Raw genomic sequence first — 18,318 nt, 5'->3', positions numbered from 1 at the left:
AGGTATAATCTCCTCCACCGCTTGATCCCCCACATGGTGTAAGCGGAAATTCATTTTAGTTCAGCAGAAATTCCCTGCTGAACTAAAATGAAAGCCTCCGGCGGATGTCACAGATTTTGAAAGGAATTAAGAAGGCACCCTAAGTTCGCCGCGTCCTGCGGCAACAAGGAAGGATGCAATTCAATCCTTCCCTCGTTGCATGACCAGCAAGGAAGGATGAAGTTCAATCCTTCCCCCGTGCTGGCCTCAAGCGCAATTCAAAATCTGGACGCAATTACGCCGAGGCGTAATTGATTCTTAGTTAGGCGAGGTCGAAACCCTGGTCTTCGATTGTTTCTTTAATTTGAGCCAATGTAGCTGCACCGTCAAATTCTACTGCAACTTCTTTGCTACCAAGATCCACTTTAACTGATGAAACACCTGTCAATTCCCCAACACTTGTCTCGATTGAATTGACACAATGATTACATGACATACCTTCTACTTTTAAAATTTCTTTCATAATTAAAAACCTCCTGTTTTATTGTTAACTACAATTTACTATACCCCATACAGGTATGTCAAGAGATAGAATTTTTTATTTTGTCATTGTTTTCATAACATCCATTAATTCTTTAATCGCCGCATCACCATCCTGCCCTTTAATGGCATTGACTACACAGTGATGCGTATGATCTTCAAGCAATGCCAATGAAACCTTGTTCATCGCTGATTGAATCGCACTTATCTGATGCAAAATATCGACGCAATAACGATCATTTTCCACCATTTGATGAACGCCCCGTACTTGTCCTTCAACACGCTTTAAACGATTGAGCAGCTGTTGCTTATTTGGTTGAACTGTTTTTTTAGTTGTTTCCTCCATTGTTATCACTCCTCATAACGATTTACAAATACCCCGTACCCCTATATTATCATTTTACTAGAAGGGGGTCAATGAGTTCGCTTTTTATTAACTGTAACTTTAACTATCTTCCTCAAGTCAATTCCTTCTCATTATGACCGCCATGCCGCTTGTTATGCTCGCCATAACTACATTTATGACTGGCACGCATCGCTTCACGACCGCCATGGGAGACTTTATGACCGCCACCAGATTTTTATACTAACGAGGGGTATAATTCATTCAAAAAAACAAATCTTGGCGCATATAGTTGTTTTACAACGACTTCGTTATGAAAGGCGGCCAGACATTTGAGTGCCATGATACTCGGTGGATTTCTTTTTATAAGCGTCAGTGTAGGGGGCATTTTTGCTTGGATTGTCTCCAAACTATTTCAACAAACAACGCAAGGTCTATCCCTGCTATGCGGTGGATTTCTAGTGGGATTGCTCGCGCTCGATATCATTCCAACCGCCTTGCAAATGTACCAAATGTTCGGTATCCTCCTCGGTGCCTTGATTGGCTATCTATTATTTCAAGTACTCCACGGGTTCACCCACCCAGCAACTGCACAAACGCCCTCTCTCTACTTACTCACCATTGCGCTCTTACTCCACACCATTCCACTGAGCATAACCATCGGCAATGCATTAAGTGATTCCACTTTCGGTATCACCCTCACTACGTCAACCATTCTCCATCATGTGCCAGAAGGATTCGCTCTCACAGCAGCACTGCTCTCGCAAGGTAAACATTTATGGAGCCTCCTTCTTGTTTTTATGAGCTTATCCATGTGCTTTACTCTATTTATTTGGATTGGGCATTACATCAATCTAACCAATCACGCACAAAGCATTTTACTCGGTATTTCCATTAGCTTACTCGCGGCAACTAGTCTATCTGAATTCATCCTACAGCATCGCCAGGCTTTACCCAGGGTTTCATTTTTAAGCTATATCCTCATGGGGTATCTCTTGAGCACGCTATTTCATTTTTTTATGCGATAAAATCACTCTACTCTTCTCATATAATTAGTTCAATTCAAATTAATAAGTGCTATAATAATGATGAATAGGAAAATTCAGTCATCAGATTATGAAAGTAGGTTATACGATGGAGCTAATAAAGCAAGCAAAAAAGAACCTTGAACAAGTGATTTTTTGTAAGGAGGACGTATTGGATTTACTGTTTATCGCCCTCCTCACCCAAGGACATGTCCTGTTAGAAAGTGTTCCAGGCACAGGTAAAACAAAACTAGCAAAAAGCTTCGCTAAAATGATAAACGGTCTGTTTAGTAGAATTCAATTTACTTCCGATGTCTTGCCAAGTGACATTACTGGAATTCGTTATTTCAACCCTAAAATTCAAGAGTTTGAATTACGACTTGGTCCCATACATACAAACATCCTGCTAGCCGATGAAATCAATCGGGCAACGCCACGAACGCAATCGAGTCTTCTCGAGGCTATGGAAGAGTTTCAGGCAACCATTGATGGAGAAACCATTGCTATCCCTCGACCATTTATGATCATTGCCACGCAAAATCCGATAGAACAAAGTTATGGAACATTTCCATTACCAGAAGCACAATTAGATCGTTTTCTCTTTAAAATTGATTTAGGTTACCCATCCAAAACAGAGGATAAGCTTCTGCTCCAATCTCATGCCCAAAATGATCCTTTTGAAGCCATCAAGCCGCTCCTCTCGCTAGAGGATATAAAGCTGCTACAAGATGAAATCAAAAAAATTACAATATCAGATGTCGTATATGATTATATAGTGAACTTAATTCATTGTTCTAGAGAGCATAATGATGTTGAACTTGGAATTAGCCCTAGAGGAATGCTGGCATTAATGCGCGCATCTCAAGCACGGGCCTGTATAGAAAACCGAGATTATGTGACACCAGAGGACGTCAAGTTTTTGTTGCCCTATCTATTTGAACACCGCCTTATCTTAACAATGGAAGGAGAAATCAAAAAAACACCGCAACAAATTATCAAAGAAATTAATCAGGAAGTCCTCGTACCCGTTGAGTATGGAGTGAAGCAAATATGAGGTGGAAAATTGAGAATGGTCGGCATCACGCGAAGAATGTTGATTTCCTGTTCATTATTATGGCTACCTTCGGCTTAGTTGGAGTCATTACTCATAACGCATTGCTATTCATGATGGCTGGTATTTTCATTGGCTACTTCTTACTAAGTACCTTATATGAAAAAAAAATGGCGACCTCTCTCCGCTTAGATAATCCAAAAGTGAAAATAAGACTGTTTCCAGGAGAAGAGGCCTTGCTTTCATTCACCTTTCAAAACACGTCTATTTTCCCACTTTTGAATGGTGAGCTGCGGTTTAAGCATGGCCCAGCCATAAAACCTACGGAGCAACAGAATGATGAAAAAAGCTATTGGAACGAAATGCACATTCCTACGACTATTATGGGAAATAGAAAGATATCAACAAAAATCCCAGTTATTGCCAAACAGCGTGGTACGACTGGAATTTATACTATTTCCTATACCTATCCACATCTATTTCTATTCGACTCCATCCGTTTGAAGTTCGCACCTACATTTCAAACGGAGTATATCGTACTTCCAAGATTTTTACCTGTAAAAGGTATGGATGCAATCGTTAACAGAGTGAATGGAGAGCAGCGCATGAACGGCTCTCCTTTTGAAGATATTCAAAGTCCAATTGGGACAAGAGATTATAGCTTTAGTGATCCATTCCATCGAATTAATTGGAAAGCATCCGTTAAAACGCAACAGCTACAAACGAATATATATGAAAAAACAGCTGACCTTTCCTTTGTCTTCATTGTGAATCTAGATACGGCTAATAACTTGGATATGGAGGCATTTAATCGTAATTTAGAAACTTTATTATCCTATACAGCTTATCTATGTCGCTTTGCTACCGAAAAAGGAATCTCCTATGAACTATTTCTAAATGCGCGAAGACCAGGAAAAGTCCCCTACTTTCATATGCATGAAGGACTAGGTAAAGTACATTATTTGCAGGCATTAGAAATGTTAGCAAGGATTGATCGCCAAGCAGCTCTTTTACCGTTTAACCAAATGCTTCACCGGGTCGGTCAGCAGCTTGCTAAACCTACGTCTATTATCTTTATAGGTGACATTCCCTCTGACTTGGGCCCTTTAACAAACAAGTGGAAGCACAAACAACAATCACTATTTCACGTTAAAAGCTTTGCTGAAGGTGCAGTCATTCAACCATGGGGAGAGGGGGCCAAAAAAATTGCAAAATAAGCACCCAATCCTACTTGCTGCTAGCTATTTTGTCAGTGAAGTTCTAATCGTTTTTCTGATTACTCTCCCCAATCTCAATGCCTATTTTCATGAAACACCTTATTGGAGTTATTTTTCAGTGGCCTTCTGTCTTTGTATCGCATTTTCGGTGTACGCCAAATACATGTCTAGTTTACTGCCGTATCTGGTGACCTTACCATTGCTACTCACGGCCTTTTACTTATTCGACTACCCATTGGTACTAAACCTCTTTTATACAGGATTCTTCACTTGGCGGTATCTCGCTATCCAAAAGAGACCTGCGGGTAACCATGAAATGCATTATCTTGTTTTCACAATTATTTTAGCAATCCCCTTATTTTTATTCATAAAGGATTATCGAATACTTGCCTGTGTGATTTTTCAATTACTTATCATCCTAGTGGGGCATTTTTCCGCTCATGCTGTCATGATTCCCAAAGTACAGCGGAAACAGATACCTGTTCTAGTTGGCCTTTATTTTATTACTTTTCTTAGTTTGGGTGCACTTATTCTTTATTTACTTCGGTTTACTGTGTTTACATTAGTGGATAGTCTACTCGACTTTATATTTTTATTTCTAGGGAAGTTTGTAGGGGTATTCGAGTTTTTAGAAGATATACCTTTAAGAGGGGAACATGCTGAAGTGCTCCAACAAGATGATGATAAGGAGGAGCTCGGTGTATCATTTCTCGAAGAAATTTCAGTATTTGTTGTTGGCTACGCTGGACTTACTTCAATAATTGTCATCTGTGCAATTATCGGCTTATTGTTCTTGTTGCTGAAAAGACCTTGGCATTTTTCTCGCATGAAGACCATTCGAGAGAAATCATATATTCAATCAAACGAAAAAGTGAGTTCAGATAATCTTGTAACATTCAACCTCAAAAATTATTTTAACAAACCAAAACATCCTGCCCGTAAAATGGTGTATGACTTTGAGCGAAAGGCAGAAAAATCCCACAAGGGCAGAGAGCCTTTTGAGTCGCTGGAGGAATGGTTTGAACGAATTGATCTAGATAGCAATCTTAGTATTTATCAAAAAGTGAGATATGGCGATGACGAGATTACCGATCAGGAGCTGAAATTATTGCAAGCACAATTACGCGAAATGATGAAGGTTTTAGCTAAATAGAATGCCTGGCTGTCAAGCAACTACACAAATTGCTTGATAGCCAGGCACCCCTTTTTACAGATTTCTAAGGAAATAGTAGATACTGAGTACATCTGCCTAAGTTTCGATCTTTTGCTAGATTTCTTTAATTACTACATTTGGATAAGTTAAACTCATGAAACTCTCGATAGACTCAGCTAAAGCAAACTCAATAGAATCCACTTCGCTTTCCATCTTATATTACTCAGAAAACAACTCAATCGCTTTATCTAATGATTTCTCAATGGCGATTGGAGCATACGTAAACCATGGATTTTCACCAATATGATAGACTTTGTTGTCTTTCACAGCATCTAGGCCCTTCCATAAAGAACTTTGCTCAATTTGAGAGTACATGCCTCCCTCTGCTTTTGTTTCTTCGCCAAACGACAACATGACGATTGTATCGCCTGCGTAATCTGGTAATTTCTCCATCGATATATCCTCATAAACAAATTTTTCAAAGTCAGGGTCATTTGCTAGTTGTTCTTGAATATAAGGTGGTGGAGTTAGTTGCAATGAGCGATACAGTACATGTCCGACATTTCGTGCACCATAAAGTCTAAGTGTATCTTTTTCATAAGTCATAAAAATCGATACTACTTCATCCTCACTTATTTTACCAGCGATTTTCTCTCTACCTTCTGCAGCCTTTTCATCTAACTTGGCAATCCAGTCATCGGCTTCCTTCTCTTTGTCCAAGATACTAGCTACTTCTTTTAGTTGTGCATAAACATCTCCATACATCCATGGAATGACAACAGTAGGTGCAATTTTACTTAATTGTTCTACTTCTTCAGGGTCTGCTGAAATAATTAAATCTGGTGCTAGCTCCAAGACCTTTTCTATACTAAAAGGGCTTCCGAGATCCTCCACACCTTCCTGTAATTCACCTAAATAATTGTTATTCAAGACATGAGAAGGTGTGCCGATTGGCTTTACGCCTAATGCAAGCATTGCATCTAAATACTGAGTCGTCACTACACGCTTTGGATTCACTGGTATTTCTACTTCTCTTCCAGTTACATCCTTATACATTCTTGTAATTGTGCCCGCATTATTCTCTTCACTTGACTGTTCTTTATTTTCATTACAGCCCGCTAAGATGATAGCTAGAAATACCACCAAACATAATGAGTAAGACCATTTTTTTAGTTTCACCTTATGCGCTCCTTTTTACTGTTAGATAATACTTCATAATCAGAACAGTGAACATGAAAGTTAAGCTTTCACCGCATACAAATGTTTCACTAATTCGCGATTTTTTTCTTTAAAGAGGTCATTATGCGAGGATACCATGCCATGTCCATACGCATCCGGTGTAATATACTGCTTTGCTTTATTGACAGCATTAGCCGCGTCCTGGAATGCCCCTGCAATTAAATGAAGCTTGCCTTCATGATTCAAAATATCGCCTGCTGCATAGAGTCCTGGAACTGATGTTTCACTCATTGGACTACCTGCAATACTGTACTCATTTGCCATTTCTATATTCAATCCGCTGTTTTCTGTTAACTCTTTATCCCGATCGTACCCATGATTGATGATGACTTCATCCACTGTCAGTTGAATTTTCTGACCATCCTCTGTATTGACTAATTCCACTTGATCAATCGTTTCATGATTATCTGCCGCAATCAGTCTTTCAATAGAGGTGTTCAATAAGCATTCCACTGAACTACTGAATAGGCGTGATACTTCTGCTTCATGCCCTTTCAGCATATCTTTGCGATACGTCAAATAGACTTTTTTCGCAATCGGCTCTAATTCATTTGCCCAGTCTATCGCCGCGTTACCGCCTCCAGAAATCAATACTGTCTTCCCTTTGAAGCGTGCCAGTGATTTTACCGTATAATGCAAATTGGATACTTCAAAACGTTCTGCACCTTCAATTTCTAATTTTGTCGGCTTCAAGATACCTCCACCTACTGCTAAAATAACTGTTTTGGACAGATGCTGTTCACCTGTAGAAGTCTGTATCACAAAGTGACCACTATCATCTTTTTGAATCGATGTCACTTTTTCACCGACTACAAGCTCAGGCTGGAACGTAAGTCCCTGCTGAATCATTTGTTCAATCAATTTTTCTCCCGCAACAGGCGTCAAGCCACCTACATCCCAAATCATTTTCTCCGGATACACATGCACTTTCCCACCTAAAAAGGGCTGGAATTCAATAATTTTCGTTTTCATTTCTCTAAGTCCACTATAAAATGCAGAATACAATCCTGCAGGGCCGCCACCAATAATTGTTACATCAAATAGCTGTTCTGAATTCATCATAAAAACCCCTTTTCTTTTTATCTGATTCTTCTTACTTCTTCCAATCAGCATGTCTACAAATAAGTCAACTTGCTCATAAATCGCAATCGGGTCATATCGATAATACGTGTTGAAATCAGTGCTTTGTGCTTTGTGCTTTTGTATGCTTTGTCTTCCCCTTACTAAATTGTTATTTTAACACTTAATAAGACTAATCACATCTAACTTGAGAATGAGAATCATTGTCACCTATTAATATTATACGATTCAGAAGGAAAAGTACAATCATTAATTGTTACAGATTAAAAATGTTACCAAACGAATTCTATGTAGGTTTAATTTCACATCTGCTGATTTACTAAACAAGACTTCATTACACACTTGGCGCTATGTGCACAGTTATGTTTAGGCCGCTTTAGATTGAACAACTTCTATACGATTACCCGATATTTTATGGATAGGGATTGTTCAACCGTCGCTCTCCAAAGGCACAAGTATACGAAATGCGAATACTTTTTAAGAAGAAAGAATAGCCGACTCCTTACCAAAAGAGGAGCCGCCAAAGATACAATTTTGGCGGCTCAAACCTTCATTACTAGTATTCCCATTTTTATTTTACGAAAGCAAATGAGAAGCGTAGGTAACTACTTAGATAGCTATGTTGGTATAAAAAATTCTTTCTATACCGCTCTGTGCTAGGCGCCTTCATGGTAGTATGCTTCCCGTATGCTATTTTTCATGGCTAACGTTCGGGCACAAAACTGCATGTCTGCTTCATACCCGAAACAGCAATGCCCATTCAAATTATTGAAACAACAGAGCTCAAACACAAAGACTCTATCGGAGGAAGTCTTGTGGATAAATTTATTACTTTTTGGCGTATTCCACCAACAAATCTGCCATTTCCTCTATCTGTCCCAGAATAGAAATAGGATCAGAAAACCAGAAACTCCATCCATCTATTTCAAAAATCTGATCATTTTGGACAGCGTCAAGTGTTTTCCAAACTGGGAGACTTTTATAATCATAAGTTTCATTTCCTTTATTTACTGCTACAAAAATATAGTCTCCTGAATAATCCGGAAGTACTTCGGGAGATATTTGTATCCAAGGTTTCTCCGGGTCGATATCTTCCAGAACCTTTTTAGGCTGCGTCAACTGAAGCCCCTCGTAAAAAGACTTCCCTGTATAACCATTGCCATACAATGTTATATCATCTTTCGCTCCACCAGCGTAAACTGTTACTGTTTTATCTTCTCCAATGATTTCACTTACAGTGTTCCTAGCAACTTCGACTCTCTCATTATAATCATTTAACCAAGCTTTTTTCTCATCTTCCTTATCTAAAATCTTACTAAGTTCATTTAGCGCTTCATTCATTTCTAACGTGTTCGAGATTAAGACAGTTGGTGCAATTTTAGCATAGGCTTCATATTGCTCCGCGTTACCAGTAATAATAAGATCGGGATTTAAATCTACAACAGCTTCAAGTGACTCTTCATAATATGTAATTCCTTGATTATAATCCTTTAAGTAAGGACTTTTCATATAGAGTTCCTGTGTACCCACAGGCTTGACACCTAAAGTCAATAAAAATCCAGGTAAATAATCTGTAACGATTCTCTTTGGATCTACTGGGATTTCAACATCGCCATTGATGGTAGAAACGATTTTAGTCTGTTCCGCTGTCTTTGTTTTTTGAGCGTCCTCATTTGGCGAAATATCACCTGTTGTATTGCCAGAACACGCGCCAAGTAATAATGTTAAAAATAGTAAAAAACTTGTTGCCATAGGCGATTTGATTATTTTCTTCATGATTAAATCTTCCCTCCGAGGATATTGATAATGATTATCACTATCAATATAAATATACTGACACAGGTTTGAATCGACAATGGAGTATCTATGGATTATGGTAGGATTATCTCTGCTTTTCTTTCGATTAATTTCAGCTATTCTAAACTGTGCAGGTGATACGCCTTTCTTCTTTTTAAAAAGACGACTAAAATAATAGGCATCTTGATACCCAACGCTTATTGCGATATCTCGTAATGGAGCGTCTGTCTCTACTAAAAGTTTTGCAGCTTTGTTCAACCGAAACTGGATTAAATAATCAATCGGGCTATAACTTGTACGATGCTTAAACATGACCGATAAATGTGGTGCACTATAGTTAAAAGTTTCAGCGAGCGATTCCAAACTAATCGGTTCTGAATAATTTCTTTGAATATAAAAAAGGACTTGGGTTGTCAAATCTGGTTCTTTAACTTCAATATTTTTCTGATGAAGTTCGATTAAAACACGGTTAATAAATTGGTGAAATAGCGTTTTTATATTGAATCTCTCAAGCGGTTCTGGCTTCTTCCATTTTTCATGCATTTCTTGAAGCTTGTCCAATAGAGAAATTGGATAACTAGGTGTAAAATGATATTGTTTTTGAAACGGACTACTTCGCTTCAAATGTTCGACATCTTTTAGGCTACTCGGTGTTGAAATAAAACCTTTGTAAAAAACTAAGTAATACTTAAAATCTTCATCAGTAGTATCAATATTAAGTATTGCCCCTTTACCAGCATGCATAACTTGAAATCCGCTTAGATTATATTCTGTCTGATCCAATTGCACTTGTGCATTACCAACTATAGAGTAAAGAAACGTACTCGCTGGTAGTCTATAAGCATGTAGGTTATCTCCCACTTCCAGGACTTCATGACGTATGTTTAGCACTTCAATGGAAGCTTGATTCCAAAACATTATATAATCATTGATAACCTTCTGATCCATTCATTTTCCTCCTACATATGTTAAATAACTATCCTGTTAAAACCCCTCTTAAAAATAGAAAAAGATACTCCACACGCCTTATAATCAGCGATGAAGCATCTTCTGTTATTTTTTTAGGCTCGTTAGCCAAGTTACAAGCTCTTCTGTCTGCGCAAGGACGGCAATCGGATCATAATACCATGAACGTTCTTCTGGCCAAACATAGAGGTGACCATTCTTTACTGCTGGCAAACTCCCCCAAATAGGATCTGCCTCAAAATCTTCAACTGTTCGGATATTAGAAGTCATGATAATATAATCTCCCGCATAGCTCTCTACCATTTCCGAAGAGAGTTCGGCCCATTGCTTCTCCATAATTTCATCGGCAATAGCACTGGGTGGCTTACGTTCAAGCGCTTGGTAGACTGGTTGTCCACCCCGTCCAAAATTATCACCGTACACATAGGTCACCTTGTCGGTATCCTCCATAATCGAAAAGCTTGCGTCTTTAGCAATGGCTGCGTCAACCTTAGCTTTAGCTTCTGCAATCTGCTGTTCATAATTATGTAGCCAAATCTCTGCCTCTGCTTCCTTACCAAGTAGCTGACCAAAATAAGTTAGCTCTTCGTGTGCATTCTTCAAATCACCGTAAGGTATAATAACCGTTGGAGCAATTTTGCTTAACATCTCATAGCTCTCTGCATTTCCTGAAATAATAAGATCAGGGTCGAGGGCAAGAATACTTTCAGTAGATGGTTGTCCGTAAACTCCAGTATCAGAAACCCCCGAAAGCTCATCTTTGAAATAATAGTTTTCAATTGTCAGTCCTGGAGCTCCCACTGGAATAACGTCCAGGGCAATTAGACTGCCTAGGTATTCCTCCGCTACAATACGTTGCGGTTCGACAGGTATTTCAATCTCCCCATTTACTGTGGTAATTGTTTTTGTGGCACTGTTCGTGTTCGTTTCTGGACTTTGGTCTGTTTCCACCTGATCGGTCGCACCGCAAGCAGAAAGGGCTAGTAAAATCATGAGTAGCCCTAACATAACTACTAACTTTAGCCCTCGCCTTTTATAATCATTTTCTAGTAAATACAACTTTAAATCCCCCTTCAATTAATAATGATAATCATTATCACTGTTAATAGTAAGGGGTTTGGTCAGAATTGTCTATGCACAAAGATGATCTATCTCCTTCACTTTTGTGATATTAATACCTTCATTAGTTCATACAGCTGTGCTTGAGAGGATAACGGATCATAGCCATAGAACAAGTCTGGTTCGTCAATTATGTACACACGTTTTTCCCTGACAGCTGCCATCTTCAACCAAGACTCAGACTTAAACAAGCTATCCATACGTTTCATTGTTCCTGGATTGGAAGGGATTCCAGTTATAAAGATATGATCGGCCGGGTAGTCTGCGATAGCTTCAATCTCCTTCTCTATATATCCCCATTGTTCAATACCATGCTCAAGCAAAGAGGCGGGAGGACGAAAGCCGATATCTTCATATAATATTTGACTCCCTCTACCGTGGCTACTATGAAAGCTGTAAGCTGAACTTGTACCAATTTCCCACACGACAGCTGTTCCCCGTTTTCCAAGCTGCTCATCGAGTTTCTGATTAAAGGTCCATATTTGTGCGTCATAATAGGCAAGCCATTCCCCTACCTGCTGTTGTCTTTCGACAACGTCAGCAATGAGGCGAAATTGCTCTTTCCAGCTTATATTCATAAAAGGAAGACCAAGCACGGGAGCGAGCGGTAGAAGTTCTTTACTCCGATTCACATTATAATAATCAATGATTACATCCGGTTGAGTGGAAGCAATGGCTTCATAGATAGCGGAGGTGTTTATTCCTGATTCATAGAGCTTTTGCGATGGATTAACAGCATTTATGCTCTCCATCCAAGCAGAATACACGCCTAATTCCGGAGTAATACCTAATGCCAGTAAGCATGCAGTATGATTATTATTAAGGACAACGACCCGTTTTTGTTTTTGATGATAGGCAGTAGGTGACACCCCGACCAATTGCTTAAACTTTCGACTTAAATAAGTACCTTCTTTATAGCCCACTTCCTGTGCCAAGCTCTCTAGTTTAGGCATCTCGTAAAGCAGCCTTTGCTGAGCGCTACGAATCCGCAACATGGCGAGATAAGCACTAAAAGTTTGTCCTGTATACATACGAAATGTACGAGAAAAATGCTCAGGGCTTACTTGTGCCAGCTCAGACATCTGCTCGCGCGTTAAGTCCTCATGAAAATGCGCATCTATGTAATGAATGACTTGTTCCATCCATGGGCTAGTTGGCTGAGATTGCCCTTCTCGTTCATCATATAGCCTTACTAGTAGCTCGATGAACAGTTGTTGTATGCGAAACGGTTCTCTTTTGCTCGGCTGCTTCCAAGCACTTTCTAACTTACCAGACAGCCTAATAATTTCGGATGAACAGTGGTAAAGCGAATCTTTACTTCCTAAGCCACCCTGTTTGGAGCCTTCTGTAGTTAAAATGCGATAGCCTATCAAAATTCCTTGGAGTGGAACATGGGGTGTACATGTCCATTCTCCGCCTTGGGGAGCATCCCACAGTAATACGCTTCCCTGAGATATAACATACTGCTGTTCATTGAGGCTAACTATTCCTTTCCCACCCCAAACAATTACGATATAAGAAAGTTCCGCACTAACTTCGAAGGAGCTTCCTATAGCTTCTTCCAATGTTATCAAGCTGACAGGCATGTAGAATGTATGTGTAGAAACATTTTCTGAAGTAGGATAGGTCATTATTTTACTCCTCTCTCTTATTTACATCTGTTGATTTTAATTCAGCCGATAGATTCCATAATTCGCATCTCATTCACTATATTTTATTCGCCCACATATACAAAGTTATTCCCTTTCTATTTAAAATCCTTTCGGGAACAGAAAAATCCCCTCAAGCTCCAAAATAGACTTGAGAGAATTTTTCACGACAAACTCAACACATTCTTCATCTAAATCGCATTTCGATTATAATGTAGCGAATGACTTCCCCGTTCCAAATAAACTGAAGTTATTTTTGTCCCGATAACCACTCCGCCAGTTCCTCCGTTTGAGCAAGTAATGAAAGTGGGTCAATGAAGTAAGATCGTTTATTAGGCCAGATATACACTTTGTTATTTTTGACTGCATCCAATGTCCCCCAAACTGGATCTGCTTTGTATTCTTCTAACGTCTTATCAGATGTTAATATAATATAGTCACCTGCATAATCCGCGAGTACTTCAATCGATAATGAAAGATAGCCGCCTTCTTTTACAATCTCCTCCTCGTATTTCGCTGGTATTTTACGACCGAGCCCCTGATAAATTGGAAGACCTCCCCTTCCATAATTATCACCATATAAAGACAAGGCTTTATCAGTATGCTCAAGTATCGTAAATGTCGCATCATTTGGAATTACTTGCTCAACCTTAGCTTTTGCAGCGGTAATACGTTCTTCATAATCTTCAATCCAAGTCTTTGCTTCGTTCTCAAGCCCAAGTAATTCACCGAAAAAGTTGATCTCTTTTTGCGCATTCTCTAGTGAGCCATAAGGAATGCTCACAGTCGGTGCAATTTTATTATATTTTTTATAAACCTCTTCATCGGATGTCATCAGAATTATGACATCTGGTTCCAAATCCGTAATCTTTTCAAAAGAGATATCCTCTGCCGAGCTTCCAATCACATCAATCCCAGTTGTCATTTCCTCAAAATAGGGACTTTCCATCGTACGTTCTGTAGACCCAATTGGAGTGATCCCAAGAGCTAGTAAGCTACTCAAATACTGAACTGCTACAATACGCTCGGGCTTCGTTGGAATCTCTACATCACCAAAGATTGTCGTTACTACTTTGGTAGACTGTGTTTCCGCTACTGCCTGAGTAGTCGGTGCCTGCTCATCTCTATTTGTTTGGCTACTTCCTCCCGTGCATGCACTCAACAATAAGCTGAAACATAGAAATAGGGTTGCTACCATTGGTGTCTTTGTTCTTTTATGCATCAGTAAATCTCCTTCATCTTCATAGTGATAATGATTATCAATCCCATCATTACTATAAAGCATCGAATTTTGATCTACAATGGACAATTTGAACTCGCTATATGGACGAACAGATACCTTTTTCTTCCCAGGCATATGCTTTTTGAAATTTCCAGGCGTCACTCCCGTATGTTTTTTGAACAGACGACTGAAATAAAGCGGATCCGTATACCCTACGTAATCCGCTATCTCCTGCACCGTGGCATTTGTATGTAAGAGCAATTCCTGTGCTTTTTCAATTCTTATTTCCAACAAATAAGCAATTGGGCTTCGTCCCGTCTGCCGCTTAAATTGTCTCGATAAATACTGCATATTGTAGTTCAATGCTTCGGCAATGGACTCCAGTGTAATCGGCTCATTATATCTCTCATGTATATAATGAACTGCTTGTGACACGAAATCCGGCTTCGTCGTTTCGATGCCTTGGTCATATAATTGACGGTGAATCTCATGAACCAAACGATAAAATAGGACTTTAACATGAAACTTTTCCAATGTACTTTCTTGCTGCCATTCCTTATCCATCAAATTTGTCATTTCAAATAGTGATAGTGGGGAATGTGGAGAAAATCCATATTGCAGTTGAAATGGATTATCATGCTTCATGAGTTCTATTAGTTTCTTGCTACTAGACTGCGGGAGTTTTGCCCTGTAGAAAATTAAGTAATATTCAAAGCGTCCTTCGGCAATAATATCAAGACTCATTCCCTTGCCCCCGTGAAGGACATGAAATCCAGTCGCTAGTTGTACAACGCCGTCCAACGTTATCTTTGCACTTCCATTCATTGCAAACAAGAATGCACTCGCAGGTAAGCGATGAGGAAGCATCCGTTCCCCAAGGACCATCTCTGAATAGCGCACATCCAATACTTTAATCGTCGCATTGTTCCAGAGTAATACATGGTTATGCACTTTCAAGACCCTCTCCGCCTCCTTACTTACATGTATTGATAGAAAGGCTCTAATTAATTCCCTTCAACCAATACATCCGCGATTTCTTCTGCCTGATATAATGCGGATAGCGGATCAGAATTGAAATACTTTCTAATATCTAGCTCATACACACGATTATTTTTCACGGCTTCTAACGCTGTCCAAGTAGCAGGCAATTTCAATGAGCCACTAGTATCATTCGTCATGACAATCAAATAATCTCCAATATAATCTCCAACCGTTTCCCAGGACACATCAAGGCGGCCTTCTTTTTTATCAATAATGTCGCTCTGAACTCTTGCAGGCGGAGTAAGTCCTAGCAATTTATAAACCGCTTTACTGCCACGTTCACCTTGATCACCAATAATCATGACATTTTTCTCAAAAGTATAATCGGCAATCGTAACTGTCGCATCCTCTGGAATAACCTCTTTAATTTTACCTTTGGCAACGGCTACACGCTCATCGAATTCAGCTAACCATTTCTCTGCATCCTCTTGTCTATTCAAAATATCGCCCATTGCTGTAATTTCCTCATGAATGGTCTCATAATTCGATGTGTCATAGACAACTGTAGGTGCAATTTTAGCATATTTCTCAGAGGCCTGTTGATCCCAGGTGATTATCAAATCAGGTGCAAGCTCCACTATTTTTTCCAATGATACTGAACCATCCTGACCAATATCCTCCACGTCATCCGATACCAACGGCTTCAAAAACTCTCCATAATCCGTTAAGGTCGATGGTGCCCCAACTGGCATAAGTCCCACAGCCATCACTTGTCCAAGATGCCAGTCGACAACAACTCTTTCTGGGTTAGCGGGCACTTCAACTTCGCCCATTACCGTAGAAATCATCCGCGTTGTATCACTACTTGCTTCCTTCACCGTCGCTTTATCGGGTTCCGCACTACTACTAGCAGAACAGGCACCCAATATAACAATCAAACCAAATACAAATGCAAACTTAACTACCACTTTTAATTGTTTTAGCATCTCTACTTATCTCCTCCGACTACTTACCAACTATTTTCCCAGTCTTTCTCAATAAATATAGTAAATAGGGTGCTCCAATGAGCGAAACTAATAATCCGGCAGGCACATCCTTTGGTGCTAATAAAAAGCGGCCAAGAAAATCAGCAACTGTCAATAAGATGCCACCAAGTAAAATCGTAATCGGAAACATATACTGATGCTTCACGCCAACCATTCTTCTTGCTGCATGTGGTGCCAGCAGTCCAATAAACCCAATTGTTCCAACAATAGCCACACTAACCGCCGATAAAATAACACCTAGAATAATCATATACAAGCGTACTTTCTGCGTTTTCAATCCAATACCTGTCGCCAACTCATCCCCGAACAACAACACATCAAACGTTCTTGAGAAGTAATAAATAATCGGGAAAAATAAAACGACGACTAAAGCAGCAAGCAACACATGTTCCCAAGAACTCCCATACGTGCTGCCTGACAACCACGTTAAAGCTTGCGTAACATGTAACTTCGATTTCACGATAATGATTTGAATAAATGCAGAACCTATTGCAGAGATAGATATCCCCATCAACACAAGCATCATCGGTTGAAAGCCACTGCGGAAACTGAACACTAATATAACAATCATCGCTAACATTGCACCGACAAATGCGCCGATAGGGATGAAATAAAACGGCATTCCCGGAAATAGTAATAAGAACAGCATCGCTACCATACCAGCACCTGACGTCACCCCTAACACAGAGGCATCCGCTAAAGGATTACGCAATACTGATTGTAAAATCATTCCCCCTGCAGCCATGAGCATCCCTACCAAAAAGCTCACGAGTATTCGTGGGATACGAAAATCCCATACATAGATGTTATGTGTTAATTCCTGAACAATCTCATTCACTGGTGTAAAAGATGTGCCGCCAAATAACACGCTGACAAATAACACTAGTAACGCAACCGCTGCTATACAAAGAACAATCAACCATTTTCGCGGAAAAAAGTCGTGCCCATTCAACGTAGAGGCCTGCTCCTTTTTCCCCTTACTCATTTTGATTGCTAAGTAGATAAGCACAGGACCGCCAATGATTGCAGTCATTGCACCGACCGGTAATTCCTGCGTTTGCGTAATGAAACGAATAAGCACATCCGCACCGATTAATAACGTAGCACCTATGACAATATTCCCCAGAATCATTGAGTAATGAAGTCTAAATCCTATTAAACGCACAATATGTGGCGCGATAATCCCAACGAAACCGATTGGCCCAACGACAGCCACAGTGATGGAAGCTAGGAAAATGGCAATCATCCAGCCAAGTACTTTAATGCCACCCACTTTCTGTCCAAGTCCAATGGCTGTCTCGTCACCAAGCAACAAGACATCCAATTTTCGGCTTAACAACAATGCGACAATAAGCGTCACAGTAAACCATGGCCAAGCAAATTGAACCCCTAGCCAATCCAATTGTACTAACGAACCCGATCCCCATAGGAATAAACCCGTTACTTCATTGGAGAAAAACAACTGTAAAGCTCCCGTAAATGAGGAAAACAGCATGCTAACAATCATACCCGTCAATGCTACCCGAACGGGATCTAACCCTCTTCCAACAAGCCCCCATACAAGCGATGCAGCAGCAAGTCCACCACCAAAAGCAATAAGTAAAGGAAATTCCCCACTTATTTTCGGGAAAAATATTGCCCAGGCTACTACAAAAAAGTAAGCCCCTGCATGAATTCCCAATGTACTGGCACTTGCCAAAGGGTTTTTAGTAATCGACTGCATAAGCATTCCCGCAACAGCAAGAGCCGCTCCAGCAATACAACCAATCATAAGACGCGGCAACCGCGAATATAAGAAAAAATTCATTTGCTGTGGATCATGTCGAAGCTGTTGCCAAAAGGTAAAATACCCTTGCGAGGACTGCCCCTGACTGACATGAATCGATGCAAGTAAACCAAACAAAATAATAC

Annotated in this window: 14 protein-coding genes; 4 read left to right on the top strand and 10 right to left on the bottom strand. The window is 39.9% G+C overall.

Translation table 11 applies throughout. The features are described from left to right. Positions 1 to 301 precede the first annotated feature (301 nt). Positions 302 to 502, bottom strand: a complete 201-nt coding sequence (gene copZ / locus N1I80_RS05115; RefSeq protein WP_340736849.1) for a copper chaperone CopZ — start codon at positions 500 to 502, stop codon at positions 302 to 304. Positions 503 to 577: 75 nt separating this feature from the next. Then, on the bottom strand, positions 578 to 865 hold the full coding sequence (locus tag N1I80_RS05110) for a metal-sensitive transcriptional regulator (RefSeq protein ID WP_340736848.1): 288 nt from the start codon (positions 863 to 865) through the stop codon (positions 578 to 580). 338 nt (positions 866 to 1,203) lie between these two features. On the opposite strand from N1I80_RS05110, the gene N1I80_RS05105 reads away from it, so the two are divergent. The 4 genes from N1I80_RS05105 to N1I80_RS05090 all read left to right on the top strand — a co-directional run bounded on the left by N1I80_RS05105 (position 1,204) and on the right by N1I80_RS05090 (position 5,308). Beyond that, a complete protein-coding gene (locus N1I80_RS05105) occupies positions 1,204 to 1,890 on the top strand; it encodes a zinc transporter family protein (protein ID WP_340739969.1) in 687 nt (228 codons plus the stop codon). Positions 1,891 to 1,996: 106 nt separating this feature from the next. Next, the gene (locus N1I80_RS05100; RefSeq protein WP_340736847.1) at positions 1,997 to 2,941 is read left to right on the top strand and encodes an AAA family ATPase; all 945 of its coding nucleotides are present in this window, start codon (positions 1,997 to 1,999) and stop codon (positions 2,939 to 2,941) included. After that, positions 2,938 to 4,155 carry a DUF58 domain-containing protein gene (locus tag N1I80_RS05095; protein WP_340736846.1) on the top strand — a complete coding sequence of 406 codons (1,218 nt, stop codon included), beginning with the start codon at positions 2,938 to 2,940 and terminating at the stop codon, positions 4,153 to 4,155. The genes N1I80_RS05100 and N1I80_RS05095 overlap by 4 nt, the downstream gene beginning before the upstream one ends. After that, positions 4,145 to 5,308 (top strand): hypothetical protein, encoded by a 1,164-nt coding sequence (locus tag N1I80_RS05090; RefSeq protein ID WP_340736845.1) that lies wholly within the window; start codon positions 4,145 to 4,147, stop codon positions 5,306 to 5,308. The genes N1I80_RS05095 and N1I80_RS05090 overlap by 11 nt, the downstream gene beginning before the upstream one ends. A gap of 219 nt (positions 5,309 to 5,527) precedes the next feature. Here the strand turns inward: N1I80_RS05090 and N1I80_RS05085 are convergent, their stop codons facing one another. The 8 genes from N1I80_RS05085 to N1I80_RS05050 form a co-directional block, all read right to left on the bottom strand. Beyond that, positions 5,528 to 6,487 (bottom strand): ABC transporter substrate-binding protein, encoded by a 960-nt coding sequence (locus N1I80_RS05085; protein WP_340736844.1) that lies wholly within the window; start codon positions 6,485 to 6,487, stop codon positions 5,528 to 5,530. Between the two features lie 60 nt (positions 6,488 to 6,547). After that, on the bottom strand, positions 6,548 to 7,606 hold the full coding sequence (locus tag N1I80_RS05080; RefSeq protein WP_340736843.1) for an NAD(P)/FAD-dependent oxidoreductase: 1,059 nt from the start codon (positions 7,604 to 7,606) through the stop codon (positions 6,548 to 6,550). Between the two features lie 849 nt (positions 7,607 to 8,455). Next, the gene (locus tag N1I80_RS05075; protein WP_340736842.1) at positions 8,456 to 10,372 is read right to left on the bottom strand and encodes an AraC family transcriptional regulator; all 1,917 of its coding nucleotides are present in this window, start codon (positions 10,370 to 10,372) and stop codon (positions 8,456 to 8,458) included. Between the two features lie 105 nt (positions 10,373 to 10,477). Continuing rightward, complete coding sequence (locus N1I80_RS05070) at positions 10,478 to 11,398, bottom strand: ABC transporter substrate-binding protein (protein ID WP_340739968.1); 921 nt, start codon at positions 11,396 to 11,398, stop codon at positions 10,478 to 10,480. Between the two features lie 149 nt (positions 11,399 to 11,547). After that, positions 11,548 to 13,140 (bottom strand): ABC transporter substrate-binding protein, encoded by a 1,593-nt coding sequence (locus N1I80_RS05065; protein WP_340736841.1) that lies wholly within the window; start codon positions 13,138 to 13,140, stop codon positions 11,548 to 11,550. Positions 13,141 to 13,408: 268 nt separating this feature from the next. Further along, positions 13,409 to 15,331, bottom strand: a complete 1,923-nt coding sequence (locus N1I80_RS05060) for an AraC family transcriptional regulator (protein ID WP_340739967.1) — start codon at positions 15,329 to 15,331, stop codon at positions 13,409 to 13,411. 53 nt (positions 15,332 to 15,384) lie between these two features. Continuing rightward, positions 15,385 to 16,347: an ABC transporter substrate-binding protein gene (locus N1I80_RS05055; protein ID WP_340736840.1), complete on the bottom strand. Its 963-nt coding sequence runs from the start codon at positions 16,345 to 16,347 to the stop codon at positions 15,385 to 15,387. 19 nt (positions 16,348 to 16,366) lie between these two features. Continuing rightward, entirely contained in the window at positions 16,367 to 18,310 is a 1,944-nt protein-coding gene (locus tag N1I80_RS05050) for an iron ABC transporter permease (protein ID WP_340736839.1), read from the bottom strand. Between the last annotated feature and the right edge of the window lie 8 nt (positions 18,311 to 18,318).

Source organism: Sporosarcina sp. FSL K6-3457, from assembly GCF_038007285.1.
In the GTDB taxonomy this organism is placed as follows: domain Bacteria; phylum Bacillota; class Bacilli; order Bacillales_A; family Planococcaceae; genus Sporosarcina.
This window is presented reverse-complemented; position numbering and strand designations above follow the sequence as displayed.